Source organism: Plectonema radiosum NIES-515, from assembly GCF_025753815.1.
Taxonomy (GTDB): domain Bacteria; phylum Cyanobacteriota; class Cyanobacteriia; order Cyanobacteriales; family Nostocaceae; genus Hassallia; species Hassallia radiosum_A.
Genome location: NZ_JAOWRF010000041.1, coordinates 1 through 18634, shown reverse-complemented (window position 1 = coordinate 18634; position 18634 = coordinate 1). Strand labels below are relative to the sequence as shown.

The 18634-nt window shown below is 40.0% G+C and carries 15 protein-coding genes; 5 read left to right on the top strand and 10 right to left on the bottom strand.

Annotated features, from left to right (window positions below; all coding sequences use genetic code 11):
* The first annotated feature begins 322 nt into the window (after positions 1-322).
* Positions 323-2209 carry an ATP-dependent zinc metalloprotease FtsH2 gene (gene ftsH2 / locus OGM63_RS03045; RefSeq protein ID WP_263744034.1) on the top strand — a complete coding sequence of 629 codons (1887 nt, stop codon included), beginning with the start codon at positions 323-325 and terminating at the stop codon, positions 2207-2209.
* Positions 2210-2639: 430 nt separating this feature from the next.
* Positions 2640-3185 carry a hypothetical protein gene (locus OGM63_RS03040; RefSeq protein ID WP_263744033.1) on the top strand — a complete coding sequence of 182 codons (546 nt, stop codon included), beginning with the start codon at positions 2640-2642 and terminating at the stop codon, positions 3183-3185.
* A 74-nt stretch (positions 3186-3259) separates the two neighbouring features.
* Here OGM63_RS03040 and tnpA read toward each other — a convergent pair whose 3' ends face one another.
* Complete coding sequence (gene tnpA / locus OGM63_RS03035; protein ID WP_263744032.1) at positions 3260-3661, bottom strand: IS200/IS605 family transposase; 402 nt, start codon at positions 3659-3661, stop codon at positions 3260-3262.
* Between the two features lie 188 nt (positions 3662-3849).
* Here tnpA and OGM63_RS03030 point away from each other — a divergent pair, with 188 nt between their 5' ends.
* Positions 3850-4890: an RNA-guided endonuclease InsQ/TnpB family protein gene (locus OGM63_RS03030; RefSeq protein WP_263744031.1), complete on the top strand. Its 1041-nt coding sequence runs from the start codon at positions 3850-3852 to the stop codon at positions 4888-4890.
* Between the two features lie 199 nt (positions 4891-5089).
* Here OGM63_RS03030 and OGM63_RS03025 read toward each other — a convergent pair whose 3' ends face one another.
* From OGM63_RS03025 to OGM63_RS02995, 7 genes are all read right to left on the bottom strand, one after another.
* On the bottom strand, positions 5090-6430 hold the full coding sequence (locus OGM63_RS03025; protein WP_263744030.1) for a GH39 family glycosyl hydrolase: 1341 nt from the start codon (positions 6428-6430) through the stop codon (positions 5090-5092).
* 5 nt (positions 6431-6435) lie between these two features.
* Positions 6436-8469 (bottom strand): GumC family protein, encoded by a 2034-nt coding sequence (locus OGM63_RS03020; RefSeq protein ID WP_263744029.1) that lies wholly within the window; start codon positions 8467-8469, stop codon positions 6436-6438.
* Between the two features lie 88 nt (positions 8470-8557).
* Positions 8558-9880, bottom strand: coding sequence for an O-antigen ligase family protein (locus tag OGM63_RS03015; protein ID WP_263744028.1), 1323 nt, complete (start codon positions 9878-9880; stop codon positions 8558-8560).
* Positions 9881-9901: 21 nt separating this feature from the next.
* On the bottom strand, positions 9902-11023 hold the full coding sequence (locus OGM63_RS03010; protein WP_263744027.1) for a glycosyltransferase: 1122 nt from the start codon (positions 11021-11023) through the stop codon (positions 9902-9904).
* Positions 11024-11195: 172 nt separating this feature from the next.
* Positions 11196-12677, bottom strand: coding sequence for an oligosaccharide flippase family protein (locus OGM63_RS03005; protein WP_263744026.1), 1482 nt, complete (start codon positions 12675-12677; stop codon positions 11196-11198).
* A gap of 3 nt (positions 12678-12680) precedes the next feature.
* A complete protein-coding gene (locus OGM63_RS03000) occupies positions 12681-13649 on the bottom strand; it encodes a glycosyltransferase family 2 protein (RefSeq protein ID WP_263744025.1) in 969 nt (322 codons plus the stop codon).
* A gap of 33 nt (positions 13650-13682) precedes the next feature.
* Positions 13683-14621 carry a beta-1,6-N-acetylglucosaminyltransferase gene (locus OGM63_RS02995; protein WP_263744024.1) on the bottom strand — a complete coding sequence of 313 codons (939 nt, stop codon included), beginning with the start codon at positions 14619-14621 and terminating at the stop codon, positions 13683-13685.
* Positions 14622-14646: 25 nt separating this feature from the next.
* Between OGM63_RS02995 and OGM63_RS02990 the strand changes: the two genes are divergently transcribed.
* On the top strand, positions 14647-14778 hold the full coding sequence (locus OGM63_RS02990) for a hypothetical protein (RefSeq protein ID WP_263744023.1): 132 nt from the start codon (positions 14647-14649) through the stop codon (positions 14776-14778).
* A 383-nt stretch (positions 14779-15161) separates the two neighbouring features.
* Here the strand turns inward: OGM63_RS02990 and OGM63_RS02985 are convergent, their stop codons facing one another.
* Together OGM63_RS02985 and OGM63_RS02980 are read right to left on the bottom strand one after the other, a co-directional pair.
* Positions 15162-16088: a WecB/TagA/CpsF family glycosyltransferase gene (locus OGM63_RS02985; protein WP_511041080.1), complete on the bottom strand. Its 927-nt coding sequence runs from the start codon at positions 16086-16088 to the stop codon at positions 15162-15164.
* A gap of 722 nt (positions 16089-16810) precedes the next feature.
* Positions 16811-18121 (bottom strand): aminopeptidase P N-terminal domain-containing protein, encoded by a 1311-nt coding sequence (locus tag OGM63_RS02980; protein ID WP_263744021.1) that lies wholly within the window; start codon positions 18119-18121, stop codon positions 16811-16813.
* 117 nt (positions 18122-18238) lie between these two features.
* On the opposite strand from OGM63_RS02980, the gene OGM63_RS02975 reads away from it, so the two are divergent.
* Positions 18239-18634, top strand: a 396-nt coding sequence (locus tag OGM63_RS02975) for an acyltransferase family protein (protein ID WP_263744020.1), incomplete at its 3' end; no start/stop codon positions are given.

Genomic DNA, 18634 nt, shown 5'->3' with positions numbered 1-18634 from the left:
CCCCAAACTCTGCTGGTGTAATGTATTAGAATTAAGTTAAATTTAATTAAGATTCTTAATGGTGTCATGGATTTGCCGTAGCGCTTCAATAGCTCTATGGGGATGCATGTAAAACATAAGATTAAGGAAAAATGGATTTATAAACATCCGTTTCACAGCGTAGTGACAGGGTGAGCAAAAAAAGGATGAAGGATGAACGGTAAAGTAGTAAGTTTCGGTTCGAGCCGTAAAAATATACTTCATGCTTCGCACTTCAGCCGGAAGTTGTCACCACCATCAGTTACTGCTAGTTAATTGTATTGGCATCTAGAGGCAAATTAAAATGAAATTCTCTTGGAGAGTCCTAGTACTCTGGACATTGCCTGCTTTGGTAATTGGCTTTTTCTTTTGGCAAGGAGCATTTGCTTCTGGTCCTACGGATATGACTAAAAACACAGCCAGTACCCGCATGACCTATGGTCGCTTTCTGGAATACTTGGATGCAGATCGAGTCACCAGCGTGGATCTTTATGAAGGTGGTAGGACAGCAATTGTCGAAGCTGTCGATCCAGAACTTGATAATCGCGTCCAACGAGTGCGGGTAGACCTCCCGATGAGCGCTCCTGAGCTAATTTCCAAGCTGAAAACCAAAGGAATTAGTTTTGATGCTCACCCGATGCGGAATGATGGAGCTATCTGGGGACTGTTAGGTAATCTGATTTTTCCAATCATATTGATTACTGGATTGTTCTTTTTGTTCCGACGCTCTAGCAACCTTCCTGGTGGTCCTGGACAAGCGATGAATTTTGGCAAGTCTAAGGCTCGCTTTCAAATGGAGGCTAAAACAGGAGTTAAATTTGACGACGTAGCAGGGATCGAAGAAGCAAAAGAAGAACTGCAAGAAGTCGTTACCTTCCTCAAACAACCGGAAAAATTTACTGCTGTCGGTGCCCGCATTCCCAAAGGAGTGCTGTTGGTTGGACCTCCGGGAACTGGTAAAACTTTATTAGCAAAAGCGATCGCTGGAGAAGCTGGTGTACCTTTCTTTAGTATTTCCGGTTCGGAATTCGTAGAAATGTTTGTAGGTGTTGGTGCATCCCGCGTCCGCGATTTGTTTAAGAAAGCGAAAGAGAACGCTCCTTGTATCATCTTTATCGATGAAATCGATGCCGTAGGCAGACAGCGGGGTGCTGGTATCGGTGGTGGTAACGATGAAAGAGAACAAACCCTCAATCAACTGCTCACGGAGATGGATGGTTTTGAAGGTAACACTGGCATCATTATTATTGCTGCCACCAACCGTCCTGATGTATTAGATGCAGCATTATTGCGTCCCGGACGTTTTGACAGACAAGTAACTGTTGATCCACCAGATATCAAAGGACGCTTGGAAATTCTGCAAGTTCACGCTCGGAATAAGAAACTAGATAAGAGTGTATCTTTAGAAGCGATCGCTCGGCGTACTCCTGGTTTCACTGGCGCCGATTTAGCCAATTTACTCAACGAAGCGGCAATTCTCACCGCCAGACGCCGTAAAGAAGGTATGACCCTCGCAGAAGTTGATGACGCAGTTGACCGCGTTGTCGCTGGGATGGAAGGTACTCCCTTGGTAGATAGCAAGAGCAAACGCTTGATTGCTTACCACGAAATTGGACACGCTTTGATCGGCACATTGCTCAAAGACCATGACCCAGTGCAAAAAGTTACCCTCATCCCACGAGGACAAGCTCAGGGTTTGACTTGGTTTACTCCCAACGAAGAACAAGGGTTAATTTCCCGCTCTCAGTTGAAAGCAAGAATTACTGGTGCTTTGGGTGGTCGTGCTGCTGAAGATGTGATTTTTGGTCATGCTGAGGTGACAACTGGTGCAGGTGGAGACTTGCAACAGTTGTCAGGAATGGCACGACAAATGGTAACACGTTTCGGGATGTCGGAGTTAGGTCCGCTGTCTTTGGAAAGTCAGCAAGGAGAAGTATTCTTGGGTCGTGACTGGACAACGCGATCTGAATATTCCGAAGCGATCGCTCGTCGCATCGATTCCCAAGTGCGGGAAATTGTCGAGCAGTGTTATGACTTAGCAAAGCGGTTGATTCGCGAAAATCGCAGTGTCACCGATCGCTTGGTGGATCTGCTCATCGAAAAGGAAACTATTGACGGTGAAGAATTCCGTCAGATTCTGGCTGAATACACAGAAGTTCCCGAAAAGCAACAGTACGTACCTCAGTTGTAATATATCCAGTATTTCGGGAATTGGATTTGAAACAACTGTAGTAATACGTGCTTTTCGCGAACGTTGTTAGGGGGATGGTATTTACCATTCCCTTTCTTTTTGAATTTTGATATATTACAAAAATCATTAAAAACCGCAGATAAACACAGATAGTGAAAATCCGAAATAATGAAGATGTCTAGCGTAGATAAAACCATAGCAGTAAGAAACAATATAGCGGTCAAGGGTTGAGTGAAATAGAAACCTAACCCCCTACCCCCTTCCCTATCCTGGGAAGAGGAAAAAGCCCCTCTCCTACAAGGAGAGGGGTTGGGGAGAGGTAAGAGTGTATTGGATTCAATTGCAAACCGCTATATCCCCGACTTCGCATTCGTTTGTCGCGAATCTGAGTCTTCCAAGATTGTCAAATACCCTTTTTTATCTATATAAAATGAACAGCAAACATAAATTATTAACTTTAATTACCGCAACAGTTGCGTTTTCTTCTTTGACAGTCGGGACTGTTTTAGCGCAAGCGAAGTTAACAAACCAATCGAAAGTAACTCTCAACGGTATCGGAACAGTGCGAGTAGGAATGACTGTGAACGAAGCAACAAAAGCTGCGGGTACAAAATTAGTTGGTGATGCACCTAATGATAGTTGTTACTACGTGAAGCCACAAGGGGAACCGCAAAATATTAGTTTTATGGTGACAAAAGGTCGCATTTCCAGGGTAGAGGTATCTAAGAACAGTCGTGTTGCTACTTTGAGCGGTGCCCGTATTGGTGATACGGAAGCGCAGATTAAATCTCTCTATCCAGGACAAATTACAGTTACACCTCATAAATACGTGCAAGGTGGGCATTATTTGACTTTGGTACCGAAAGAACGCGCTTCTGGGAATTATCGGTTAATTTTTGAGACTGATGGCAAGCGTGTGACTCAGCTGCGATCGGGTAAACTGCCGGAAGTGGAGTTTGTGGAGGGGTGTTCTTAAAAATTATTACGAGTCGTGATGCGTAAAGCCCCCGTCATTCATGCGGGGGATATAAGCGAACGGGCTGAATTTATTCAGCCATGATGTGGATCATTAATATATTCCAAGACTTTTTGAGTGCTGACTTTTCCAGTAGTGTCAAACATATATGAATGTGTCCACAAACTGGGGAGCTTCATTAGGAAAGGAAATTCCTGTCTCAGATATCTACTGGAGCGACCTTTGAATGCCTTGACTATTTGAGATATTGAGTGATGTGGATCATACTCCACCAGTAAGTGAATATGATCTGGGGCAATCTCTAAAGCTTTAATGACCCATTTATTATCATTGGCGACAGACTGGAATATTTGAATACATCGAAGTTTTAATTCTTCGTTATTTGCAAATATCCTTCTACGTCTACATGGTATCCAGACTAAGTGAACAGTTGCTAGCCCTAAACAGTGATTGTAATGATTATATACAGTTTTCATGTAGATGAGTATTGATTATCTACATTGTAAGTGGTATCATGTCTATATGAAAACCTTGAAGTTCAAACTCTACAGTCACAAGCGAAATAGATTTCTCAAGCGGTCAATTAACGCTGCTGGAGTTATCTACAACCATTGTATTGCCCTCCACAAAAGATACTATCGGATGTGGGGCAAGCACTTGAGTTGTGCTAAACTTCAAGCCCATATCGCCAAGCTACGTAAACGTAAGGAGTTCTGGCGGTCGGTTGGCTCTCAAGCAGTGCAAGATATTTGCCAACGCCCTATCGAAAGCCTACCAACTATTTTTTAAACATCATAAAAAGGGAGTTAGACCACCGGGGTTTAAGAAGGTCAGAAAATACAAGTCATTCACCTTAAAGCAAGCTGGATATAAGTTCTTGGGTGGCAGTAAGGTAAAAATTGGGAATAAAGTTTATCAATTTTGGAAGTCTAGAGAAATAGAGGGAACAGTCAAAACTCTAACCATAAAGCGTACCGCGTTAGGTGAGTTATTTATGCTTGTGGTTGTTGATAATTGTCCTGAGCCAGAAACTAAATTCACGACTAGTAACATAGCGGGGTTTGATTTTGGAATGAAGGTATTTCTCACTTGCTCAGATGGTACAACAATTGAATCTCCCCAATTTTTTAAACAATCTCTGAACGCCATTAAAAATGCCAGCAGACAGCATTCTAGAAAGTTAAAAGGTTCAGCCAATAGAGAACGAGCTAGAAAGAATTTAGTACGCAAGCATGAGGATATTTCTAATCGCAGGCGTGATGGCGCGTGGAAGCTAGCTCATGAATTAACTAATAAGTTTGATGTTTTGTGCTTTGAAACCCTAAACTTGAAAGGAATGCAGCGTCTTTGGGGGCGCAAGATATCAGACTTAGCTTTTGGTGAGTTTCTACAAATACTAGAATGGATTGCCAAAAAGAAAAACAAGCTTGTTATATTTATTGATAGGTGGTATCCCAGCAGCAAAACTTGTTCTAACTGTGGACACATTCTAGAGAGTTTAGATTTGTCAGTCAGAGAGTGGCGTTGTCAAGAGTGTCAGTCAATCAATGGACGTGACGAAAACGCCGCTAAAAATATTCAAGCAGTCGGGGCATCGACTGTTGAGTTAGGCAATGTAAGTCGGGCAGTGCCTGCAATTGCTGTTTTACCTCAGAATCCCCCGCGCGTGAAAACGGGGGAGTATGTCAAAAATAGTGTAAGATAATTTCGGCGCTGCTGAATTGACGCCTGAATCGGGATGTAGAGACGTAGCACAGAATCGTCTCTACAGCGATTTTGGTATTACGTAAAATCCTACGTCATACATGAAATCAGCAACGCTATAATTTCTTGGTTCGTCGTAGTGATCGGTAAACCGCTCATATCTATAGTTAGTAAGCGCTGAAGTCTTTACTACCTATAAATTAGCCAGATAAACGAACTAAAGCCAAAGAGTAGGCTTTTAAATTAAAAGCTTTTCCCAACAACAATTGTTGAGTGATGCTAGTATTTTGTACACCATCTGCATTTAGGTAAAAAATAGGCAAAATATTTGGGAGTTTGATTTTTGACATACCTGTTAAAGTCAATTCGGCAGGTTTAGCTGATTTGTTGATTAACAATAAAGAACGTCCTCCATCAGCATTAATGACTGCCATTGCTTCAACACTAGAGCGATCGCTTTTTGTCTGCATAACTGTACCTGTTAAATACTTTACTCCCCAGGCAAATACAGTAGCGGCGGGTCGCAAACGATTTTCTGAGTCAATTATGCCGTAAATTCCGTCTTTGAGATGCCAGGAGGTTGCCATATCTACACCCGCTTCTGCGAGATGTTTGAGTACCGAAGCAAACCAAACTGCCCCAATGTGAGTATTTTGACGCTTCTCACCCGATTCCCAAGAGTAGTTGATGTTGTATTCGCTTAGTAATAAGGGTATATGATGAGGAATATATTTTTTGGTAATTGCCCGGAATTCTCGCACTTGTTGACCGTAATTGGGCGTGTAAGCCATAATTTTATCGGTAGACTCATTAGCATCACCGCTGGCATAACGATGCCACGAGATAAAGTCTACATTAGAAGCGCAACTTTGCAGAAACGATGCAAGTCGGCTTGATTCATCCCAAGTGAGGACGGGACCACCAATTTTAATTTTGGGGTCTTTGGCTTTCATTGCTTGAGCAACTTTGTTATATATAACCCATAGTTCGTCAAGCTTGCCTGCTTTGTGATAACGCACATCCTGTTCGTTAAATGGTTCCCAATAGATTATCTTGCGGGATAGACGTTGATTGAGAATTACCACCAACTCTGCACAGAAAGCTGCATAGTTGTCATATTCTTCAGGGTGTAGCAGACCATCTGGAGTTTGTTGCATCCACTTAGCCCAACCGGGGATATTTTGAATAATGGTGGGTTTTTGGGGATAGGATGCATCGAAACAAGCTTTAATTTTGGCTATATCCCAGGTTTTAGTCGCTGGATTCGACCAGCGATCGCTTAATTCACCATGATGGATGCGAATTAATTTGATGTTTAACTCAGATAATAATTTTTGGTATGCAGAGTCTCGCGCACGTTCGGGTGTGGTAATTTCATAATCATTAGAACCAAAGGTGTTGACTGTGGATTTAGCTATTGATGTTTGCCAATCCACACTGACTCGGACTGATTTTGGATCTTGGTGTAACTGGGAGATTGTATGCCATAGTGACACTGCTGCGGCACTTGATACTCCCATCAAAACTTCTCTTCGTCGCATAATGCTTATTGATTTATCAAAACATCATGCAAACGATGCGTGTAAGGTTTAGCTGTAGTTTCCACATCATTAACTACCAAAGCTAAAATTGATGCCTGATGTTGCCTCAATTGTTCGAGGCTATCACGAACCGAGCTACTATGACTCATACCTGGTCGGACAACAAACAATACATTGGGAATTTGGGCTGTCATTAACGCTGTCGCAGTTGTGGAACTGACAGGAGCAGTATCAACTAGAACATAATCATACTCACTATGAGATTTGGCATCTACCAGCGCTTGTTGAAAACGTCCCCCCGATATCATCTCCAGAATTTTGCCGCGTTGTGGTATAGCAGGCAATAAATTTAGATTAGGTTCTATGGAAATGGGCGTTAGACTGCTGTTAAGCTCTTTTGTGTAACCTAATTTGTGAGTAAGTTCTGCCTGGAGAAAATCTCCATCCACCATTAGTACCCGAAAACCTAAATCTACTAATGCCCTTGCTAACCCCAAGGTGAGAGTTGTTTTACCTTCACCTTCCATTGCACTGGTAATCAACAAATGGCGATTATTTAGAGGTTGCAAGCTGACTGCGGAAGCAAGACGTTGAAAGTTGACCTTTGTGTCATTATCTAGTTCCAATTTCAGTTCAATACCTTTGAGTCGAGGGATAGAGACAACTATTGGGAACTTCATATCTTGCAAGTCTTGAGGACTCAACAGCGGGTTGCGTCTTTCTAGGAGTAATACTAAGGCAATGCTGCCAATTATTCCTGCTAGTAAAGCATTCAAGACCATTAACGATAAGTTGGGAGAAACAGGCTTGCTATCAACTCTGGCTGCATCTAATATTTCCACATTGGGATACACATCAAAGATATCAATATTAGTTTGCTGCACTTGGGCAACTAAACCTTTATAAACACCTTCTGCTACTTCAAAACTGCGTTGAAGTTCAGCTAACCGTTCTTGTTGAGCGGGTATAGAATTTAAATTAGCTTTGAGCTTGTTTAATTGACTTTGTATTTGTTGAGCGAGACGTTGCTGACCGCTAGCTTCTGTTTCTGCCAAAATTAACTGTTCGATTAAACTGGCACGTCCTTGTCCTTGACTATTGAGTGTGGTGTCGATAGAGGTACCACCAGCAGTTTGGTTAACTTGGCTTTGTATCTGGCTCAATAATGCTTGCTTCTGTTGCAAAAGTTCTTTAACAACAGGATGGTCATCAGTATATTTAGTACGTTGTCGCACTAAATCAGCTTCTACTTCTGATAGTTTGCTTCTAATAAATTGGTAATCTTTATTTTCACCTAAACTTAAAGAGCGAATAGCTTGGTTTGGTGACATTCGCAGACGAGTTGATAAAGTCACAACCCGATTTTGACTATATCCAGCTTGAGAATCTGCCTGTAATTGAGCCTTAGTTAAACTATCAATTGTACTCACAATTGCTTTTGTTTGTTCTTCAGCATCAACTAGTCCGCTAGACTGTTTAAACCTGGCTAAAGCTTTTTGTGTCAAAATCAAATTATTTTTCGCACCTTCTAATTCTTTTATGCTTAATTGTCTTTTAGATGAACGGTTTGTTTGACGCAGTTCGTTGAGTCGCTGCTGAAACAAAGTTGTGAGATTATTTGCCCGTAATTTTGCCAATTCTGGACTAGAACCGTTGATGCTGATCGAAAGGATGCTCGAAGTTTCTGTGAATGAAACTTTGAATAGTTTCTTGTAAATCGCTAATCTTTTAAATTCAGCTTTTTCTGGGTCTTTTACCAGCACCCTTTCCATCAAAGTATCGCTGTTGAGAATGCTCTGCTGCATATTCAATTGACTGTTCCCAGTCCCAGAACTATCAGAAGTACCATTTTTCAAGGAACCCAAAATGCCTAAGTTGGCATCCAAATTGCCGTTTGTTCCACTAATCGTCAGCTGTGTTGTTGCCGTCCAAACACGGGGCAAAAACGTAGCGCTAGCGGCAGTGATTCCCAATATCAGTATGTTCCAGAATATTAGGGGCTTCCAATGCCTAATGGCGATCGCTGCTATTTTAGCCATAAAATTAATACCAATTTATTAATTTATAAAAACATATTACTTAGAAATAGATGCAAACTCTAGATTAAAAGTTCTCTACATAACCCTTTTAGACTGAAAGTTGTTCCCAACTCATAATATTTAACTTCTGCTCCCTGACTTCTACCAAAATAGCCCCCAACCAAACAAAAAAGAACCAAAAAGAAATCACCATCCAAGTTAAAGTAGTCGCTTGACACAATATATATAGAGCTATTAAGCTCGCAAATGCCCGCTGGCAAATCCGATTTCCTTGCATAGCTGGTTCCCAAAAGCTATACGCAGTTAAAACTAGTGCTGTAATAAAAAAAACAAACCCAAACACTCCGTGTAGGTAAAGCACTTGTGCGTAGGAAGAAAATGTTCCTAAGGGAAGCTCAAACGCTCCATTTCCCCAAGACACTGTTTTATCAACAATTCCCCACCCTACCCACGGTGACTCTTTCCATGCATCAATAGTAGCATTAACAACATATTCCCGATCTTTCGATGAGTCAGCACGAGCGCTGTTAAAAGTTTTTAGGGGTGCATTGATTACATCTTGTAAAGCTAAACCCAAAATGCCACAGAAAAAAGAAGTAAAAGATGCCACCCATAAAGAACCTTGTCGAGCTAAACCACTACGGAAACAACCAATCATTACAAATATTAAGGGAAAGCATATCCAAGCTAGACGACTCTGGGAAATTACCAAAGCAATTAAGTATCCAGACAAAGCAAATTTACGCAAGCGATCGCTACTTTCACTCAAGCAAATAAAGAAACATAAAAGGGCAGAAACCCCCAAAATAGGAGGGTCTGCGGTATACAGGTCTGTCCTCGGTAAGGGAATACCAAAAAATGGCTGAATGATCGCAAACTTCACCATCAAACTAACTTTATCACCCGGAATTATGCGAGCTAAAGGCGGTAAAAAAGGGTCTTGAGAACCGAGGGCAAAAAGTATTAACATTTGAATAGCAAGGAGTGCCATGTAGCTTATTGCCATCCAAGATACAGCCCGCACAATTACTTTTACTCTGATGCGATGCCAAAATGGTACAGTCATGCAGGCAAATATCATCAAGTAGCCCTTAAATAAAGTAAAGAATGTGGCTGCTGTTTTCAAAGGATCAAAGCCTATTTGTTCCAACGCCAAAATATTTGTCCAAAGTGCAGCTAAAATCATTGCTAACCATGCCCAATTGCAAATTGGCAGAGAGTTTTTAATCAGCTTGTCGAGCTGAAAACCAGCAACTAATAGAAACGCACTAACAACTGGATAGACAATAGTTTGTACTCCTAGCAACCACCAAAGCGGTGTGAGTACAATAGTCCAGTAAATTATCCGCTCTGCAAATGATAAAGCTTGCAGTTTGGAGGTTCTTTTATTAGTGGAGCTAAATTCCAGCATTCTTGAAATTATTTAAGTTTTCTAGGCTAATACTTTTGTTGGTATACCCAACACTTGGAGATATTTTTCGGCACAAGTCTCTGAGGTAAATTGCTGTAACCAACTCGAATCTACTTTCTTGATATTGCCAGCGAGAACATTTAAAATAGCTTCAGCCATTTGTTGGCGATCGCCAACTCGTGTTAAGTCACCATACTTACCATTTGCCAATATTTCAGATGGACCACTTTCACAATTTGTAGACACTACTGGAGTTCCTACAGCTAGTGCTTCTACAATTACATTGCCGAAACCTTCCCAAGCCGAAGACAAAACAAATACAGAGGCTTTTGCCATGTAAGCGTAAGGGTTGTCCGCAAAACCCAACATGGCAACATCCTCTTCTAAGCCTAATTCGCGAATCAAATTATTCAGACTATCTGCTTCTGGTCCCTCCCCTAAAATTACTAATCGACAGCGACGTACTTGCCGCACTTGGGCAAAAGCACCTATTAAGGTAGGATAATCTTTTTGGGGATATAACCTTCCTACTGCTAGAATAACTGGCGGTTCTCCTGATTGAAACCACGGGTGATTAACTGCTTCTTTTGCTTTTGTAAATATCTCAGGAGTGATAACTGGATTGTAGATTAAATCAATGCGTTCAGGGGGTATTTGAGTTACATTAGCTAAGTCCTCCGCTACACCTTGAGAAACTGCTATAATCCCATCTGCCCAAGGGTAAAAAACTTTGACTGCTAAAGGTGTTAACTTCACTGAAAGTTGTGGGATACGTTTTGCTTCTTCAGAAAGATGATTGTGTTCAGATACTACTATTCGTGTCGATACGCGAGCAATACGCTTTGCTAAGATTGCTATTTCGCAAGGATAGTGTAGCGCTGCCAGCATACTTACAGGACGCTCTTGCTGCAAATATTTAACCAATTTAGGCAAGATGCCAAGCTTGGATTGTGCGTTTAAATCTATCAGTCGAATTCCTGCTGGCAACTGTTCTAATAAAGAACCTTCTGCCTTGGCAACTACCATATCAACTGTAAGTTTTTGCCGCAAAAAATTACGAGCTAAATTCAGCATTCCTCGTTCAGCACCACCTCCATAAAGGCAACGCAAAAAAATTGCGATATCAGGCTTATATTGAGACATAGGAAGTAATTACTATTTAGGACTATATACCAAACCCAAAAAATCTCTTAAACTCTTATCCTTTCGCGTACTTCGCGTACTTGGCGGTTCGTTCTATGGTCATTACCCCTAAGACAGTAATCGTTGATTTTATCTTATCATTATCTCATGATTTTTTGATAATTAAAAATAATTATAAATGAACTTTTCTCCAAAGAAATTGAAAAGCTTTATCAGCAAATTCTTGAATATTACGAAAATATGTGGGCTGAAATATCCGCATGAAAATTAAATAGGCAATGGCAAATATAATTGGTTTAATAATTATTGGTAAATACGAGGAACATATCATCAATATAACTGTGAATAAAATTGGCATAAAGCTTGGCTGTAAAGCCTTGAACATTGACCATCCAAGAGCCTTACAACCTACCCACCACCAATAAAATGTCCAACCAATTCCCAATATAATTGCTACAGAAATACTGACTCCAATAATTTTGCCTTGAATTGCTCCAATTACAAAACCTATTACAGCTACTGGAGCAATTATTAAGTTGACTTTGGCATTAACTCCCGGACGACCTTTGGCTTGTAACATTGAGCTAATAGCAGAGTTGACTACACGAAAGTAAGCAAACACTAACAACCAAGGAATTAATGCGGCAACAGGTATCCATTGTTCGCCAAAAATTAGAGAAATAGCTTGCTTATCAATGATTAAAAAGAATAAAGCGTATATGGGAGTAATAAAAACAGCAATTTGTTCAATTACATTCCGCAGAGCATTTTCTTGTTGTTTATCGTCTGTCATTTGCGTAAAAGCAGACATGCCAATTTGATTGACGACCTGGGTTAAAATTACAGGTAATGCCATTGTCAATTGGTAAGCTAAATTGTAATAACCTAAGCTGGTTGTACCTAAAAGTTTTCCAACGACAAAATTGTCAGAGTTAGCATTGACGTAGTATCCCAAACTATAGCCTGTACCACCTAAGGAGTAAGAAAGTACTTCTGAACAAACTTCTCTGTCTATTTCTAACTTAAAATTGTGTTTAACTTCACGACGGGCAAGAATGGAAGCTATCACCCAAGAAACCATATCTCCGATTAAAAAAGACCAGTAACTTAGTCCGAGCAGAGCGCTAACAACTGTAGAAAAAACTCGTGCAATTGAGGCTATTAAAGTTAAATTTGTCAGAGTTTGAAACCGCATCTGGCTTCTGAGCACTCCAACATAAGTGGACTGATAGAAAGACAGCAGCAAATTGAAGGCAAATCCAGTTAGAAGCCAAATTAAGTCAGGGATGCCAAAAAAATGAGCTATCAAGGGAGATGTAGCTACAAGCCCGACTGCTAAAATTAAACCGATGCCAAGACTAATTGTGTAAGTGGTATTTAAATAACGTTTATCTTTAGTACCCTTATAAACAATGAATGAAGCAGCAGTATCCTGGGCAAATAAATTGACAAAAGACCAGAAAATATAAGCTACACCAATGACACCAAATTCTGAGGGTAGGAGCAATCTTGCAAGGAGCAAGTTATTACCTAAAGCCAGAAAACGTGTGGCAAAAGCTCCATAGGTAGCCCAAAATCCGTTTTTAAGCAAGGAATTGTTACTTGTTGGTTCTGTAGGTGAAATATCAGATGATTCATCATCTATGCTTTTCATACTTCAGCTTTCATATTTTTTGGCATACTTTGCTGACCCAAGCGATCGCTTAATCACTAGTTTCGTGATTCGTGACAGACGCACAGATACCAGGGTAAGGAGCGATCGCATATCCCGATAAAAAATTGACTTGTCGCAAATCAAAGCTTGGTCAATAAAATCACGCGCTGTTTCTGTATCCCCACCCTGAAGGCACAACCGCGCCAAATAGCGGTACATATAAGCGTAAGCTGTTGGTAACATTGGTTCTATTAACTGTGGCGATCGCTCTTTAGCAGCCTGAATGACCTGTTCACCACAAATCCGCATTTGCACGAGATTGAAAGACAGTCCAGAAGGACGAACGCGATAAGAGCATAAAATACGCTTCTCTCGATAAAAACGCCACTTCTGCGTTGCCGCTATCCGCAACCAAAAATCGACATCTTCCCAACTGCGTAAGTCTTCATCAAACTCCCCAACTTCATCCACCAAACATCGACGAAACACTCCATTAGAACCGTGACCGACGAAATTTTTGCACAACAAAGCCAACATCGGATTTGAATGTACTGGTTTGCCGCTCAAGCTAATAAATGTTGGTCGTCCATCGTCGCGAATTGTCTGCGAGGCACTGTAAACCACTCCAACATCAGCATCCCTATCTAATCGAGCGACATGAGTTGCTAATTTATCTTTGTGGTAAATATCATCACCATCCAGTAGGGCAATATATTCACCCCGCGCATGACGGATGCCATAGTTGCGTGCTGATGACAAACCCCCGTTTGATTTCTGCAATAATTTAAAGCGTGAATCTCGCTCTTCAAATTTTTCCACTATCCCTGGGGTATCATCGCTAGAACCGTCATCAACTACTAATACCTCAAAGTTAGAAAAAGTTTGCAATAAGAGTGAATTCAGCGTTTCTTGAATGTAACCGCTAACATTATAAGCGGGGACTATCACACTAATCTTTGGTATAGCAAGCATTATTAATCTCCTTCAAATTCCCAAACATAAAAATTAGCTATCAGATACAACTTTCCCAATTTCCTTATCTAAAAGGTCTAAAATTATCTTGTCTTTACACATGTCGAATTTTCTCGCAAAGTGAGCCTCGCTTTGCACTATTGCATTATAATCTTTTGTTGTTAAAGTTGCTGGACGCCCATTACGAGTTTGAGAAAAATCATAGTAGCGCTTATTATCTTTACATAAATTGAATAATCCACTATTTACTAATATTGTTTGGATAAAAGATTCATCTGCTACGCATACCCCTTTGTAATATTCGACTACTTCGGGATGGCTTTGACAAAACTGGTGCACATGTTCTACACATTTTCTCGATAAAGTAGTAAAGAAAGAACCACCATAAAATACAAAGTCTTCACTCAATAATGATAATGATCTGACACCTAACATGTCATATGCCAAATTTATTCTGACAAACGGCTGCAAGTAATTTATTATTTTGATTGGTGTAAGTACTTTTTTTCCCCAATTTGGTAATTTTGTCAGGGAATTAATTTTCTTATATCTAAATAAATAACGGCTTTTAGCCTCTTTGATACTCCAATGGCTTTCGGGTGAAAAAATCTTAAAATATTCTATAAACCCATCATAACTAGTTTCGGCTAAATAATTCTCAATGTTTGATATTGGTTTGATGGGATAATCCTGACCAGAAAGGTAAATTAACCAATCATAGTTAATTTGGTTATCAATCAACCACTTGATCGCATTCAGATAAGATTGGAGGAGTACAAAATCGCCACGTCCACCCTTACCTCTTAATACTTGAATGCCAGATTTTTGTAAAGTTTTTACATCCAATTCACACCCAGAAAAATTATGACTAACAATAATTTCCGCCTCAGGACTAGATATTTTAATAATATCAATTAATCGGTAAATTTGCTCAGAATTTATATGACTCTGGATTAAGTAACAAACTTTCATTCTTTTGCCTAATCAACTTTTCCTAATGGCTCAAAATCTAGTGGGTGAAAACGATAATGTTGATTTGATTTTTGTCTTTTCCTGTCAGCTATTAGCAATAAAATTGACATTAAACCAAGTTAAACTTTATCGATTTGCTGAAAGTATGTTGGTATAGATCCCCAAGAGCATCACATACTAGTAAATCCTGATTTTTCACTTACTTCGTTATTTTTCACCCACCATAACTAGTGAGAAGCGAAAAGCTTTTGCACCACTGTTTGTGATTTCTTTAAATCACGCGATTTATGTCTTTTGATGAGTGATAAAGTCTAGCCGAACAATGATATCCTGAACTCTATTGCCAAAATTTTGAGATATAAATTTATGATTTTTAGCTGCAATTAATCCTCTACAAATCAAAATCTATCTCTGGTAATTATTCACTTGTAAATCATTTTTTCTCTCTCGGCATACACACATGTAGTTAACTAACATGCTAATTTGATGATGTAGTGCAGCGCTGAGTTTATGAAATGAATATTACCTTCAAAGCTCGAATTATCCATCTATACCAGGCATGAGTTCTACTCGTAATGCATCAGCATTAGACATTGCTAAAGCAATGTGTAATGCAAAAGCTGGATTTCCTAGCAAATAGCGAGCTGCTAGGCGTTTTGGTTCGCGAGTGAGACGATAGAGCCATTCCAGACCCATATTAGATATCAAATCGGGACAATCAGAGACTATTCCAGCCATGCGATCGATAATGGCTCCACCAAGCATGATGGCATTAACCTCCAAGCTACTGCGATGCTTTTGTACCCAAGATTCTTGAATTGGCATTCCCATACCTACAACCAAAATATTTGGCTTGACCTGATTGATTTGCTCAATTACAGCTTGATTTGCCTTTGGGTCTTCTTTGTCAAAATATCCGTGATGTCCAGCAAAACAAGCATTCGGATACTTTAATTTCAAGCGCTCAAGGGCAATTTGCAAATATTCGGGTTTTGCTCCGAGAAAAAATACTGAAAACCTATGTTGGTTGCAACTTTCCAAGATTTTCGGCATTAACAATGTGTATGAAGCTCGGTAATCTAAGGGTAAATCCAACCCCATATAAGCGATCGCTTTTAATATTCCCACGCTGTCACAGTTGGCAATTTCTACACTTTGCAAAAAGTCGTAATACCACGGCAATTGCATCGATAAGTTAAAGCTGTGGATATTGTAATTCGCGACAATTATTTTGTTGCCTTCGATACATGCCCTCTGAACTGCCTCCACAATTGAAGGGATAGTCATACAATTTATTCGTCGTTCCAATAAATACACTGTCAAAACTGGTCTTTTATTTACATTAGTAGTATTTATTGCTTTGTTCTGCCTGATTGCAGATTGAAGTTTGACATTGTGAAAATTACCTGGCTTTGGGTAAGGAGTAACTCTTATCCCACGAAATAATTTACTTCCCAATTCTGTCATAAGATGCTATTTGATTCTTGAAAAACCGCATCGATTCGGTAGAAACACTCATGTTCACTTAAGTATGTTACATGATTTAATCACCAAATTATATAAATTTCATGGATTATATGTTAAGTTTTAATAAAGATGACAGGCTTATCCGGAAATTAAGTTTAGTATTTTGTTTTCTAAAAAGGTTTTTATTGAGGAAGGCAGCAGGCAGGAGGAAAACTGCCCTCTCCCTCAGTCAAGCGATCGCTCTTGGAGCAAGGGTTTAAGACAATAACACTGAACGAGAGTTGAGTGGCTTCAAATCAGGAGGGGATTCAACCCCTACTGAGAAAGCTCCTCCAGTTCAAGTGCCTGTTTCAAACTCATCTGGGCATATGTCTAAGTATTATTTCCCTTTTTCAAGAAATAAATGACATCTTAATGCTTCTGAAAAAGTGTTATGTCAGCGAGAGTATAGTAAAAATGTTTACAAAGTGAACAGTTAATTTCTAATTCTATTAGACAACCTATTTGAAAAAGAATGTAGAGACTTCGTATTTCGCGTCTCTACAAGGGGTTTGGGCAACGCATAGTTCATTTCTGGAGATGTCTATTCAACATCTCCAGAAAACAATGTAGAGACTTCGTATTTCGCGTCTCTACAAGGGGTTTGGGCAACGCATAGTTCATTTCTGGAGATGTCTATTACTTAATCATATGTTGGGGATGGTGTGTACCATCCCTATTTTTTATCTTTCTATTTCGTCTACTGCTTTGGGAACTCCCGCTGTCAACACTTCATGTCCTGTGGGTGTAACTAAGACATCATCCTCAATGCGGATACCAATACCAATCCAACGAGGATTTGTCTCTGGTTGGTCTTCTGCCAGTTTGGTATCTGGGACAATATAAAGTCCTGGTTCTACTGTCAAGACTTGACCTGGTTGTAATATCTGCGGTTTATCGTCACCATGTTGGTAAACACCGACATCATGGACATCTAAACCTAACCAATGACCCGTGCGGTGCATATAATAAGGTTTGTATTTTTCTTCTTCGATTAACTTGTCAATTTCACCTTTGAGAATACCAAGTTCAACTAAGCCTTCGGTGAGGACGCGCACTGCTGTATCATGAATTAATTTGTAGGGGTTGCCCGGTTGCACTTGCGCGATCGCTTGTTTCTGCGCTTCTAATACAAGTTCATACAGTGTCTTTTGTTCAGCCGTAAATTTACCACCGACGGGAAATGTCCGGGTAATATCTGAATTGTAATAACCATAGGTACAACCAGCATCAATCAGCAGCAATTCGTTATCTTGCATCTGCCGATGATTTTCGATATAATGCAGCACGCAAGCATTCACACCAGAAGCGACAATTGAAGGATAGGCAGGTCCCATAGCACCCTGTTTTCGGAAAATGTGTTCGATTTCGGCTTGAATTTCATACTCGTAACGACCAGGTTGGCTAAATGCCATTGCGTAATTGTGTGCGTCAACGGCAATATCGGCAGCTTTCCGCATTAATTCCAACTCCGATTGACTTTTTACCAATCTCATGCTGTGTAAGATTGTGCAAGTATCTTCAATGGCAATTGGTCCTGTACCGCGTCTGGGATAAGTGCGTAGTAAGCTTTGGTAATGTTTGAGAATGGTGTCGTTGAAAGAGCGATCGCGTCCTAAATGATAATAAAGGCGATCGGCTTTTTCTAAATACTGCGGCAATTTTTCATCCAATTCAGCGATGGGGTAAGCTTCATCTGCACCGTAAATTTCTTTAGCTGCATCCACCCCACAGCGATAACCACTCCAAACTTCCTTTTCTCTATCCTTGGGTTGCACAAACAATATAAAGCGGTGTTCTGGGTGATGAGGTGCTAAAACTGCTACAGCTTCCGCTTCGTTAAAACCAGTCAGGTAGAAAAAATTGCTATCTTGGCGATAAGCATATTCTACGTCATTATGCATGACTGAAGCAGGCGCACTGCGAAATATCCCAGTGCCATTGCCAATTTTTGCCATCAACTGTTCGCGACGCTGCCGATATTCTGCTTGCATGGTTACTTGATAACTCAAATTATTGTGATATATTACACTTTTGCAACTATCAACTACTAGTTGCTGATTTAAGTTATTGTAACCAATCTTTATTTCACCTGAAGTTATAAATTATCAATGAACAATCAAATATCCACATCACAGCAAATATTTATTAAAGATAATAACCGTTTAGATGCACTGCTTGCTCTGCGGGGATTCGCTTGTTTAATAGTTCTAATTGCTCACTGTAACCCTCAGAGAAACTCAATTGTTTATAAAAATTATGACTGGAGTTGGATAATATTTAGTCCTGGAGGGTTAGCAGTTTGGATTTTTTTTGTCCTATCTGGCTACCTGATGGGAAAAGCCTTTTATACTCAAAGATATACAAGTGATATCCCAGGAGTTATCAAATTTTGGCGTAATCGCGCTTTGAGAATTTTTCCGCTTTATTATTTTGCAGTATTAATTTTGACTTTATTTGTTTATCCGGATTGGCTAAAAATTGAAAATTGGGGGTATTTATTTAGG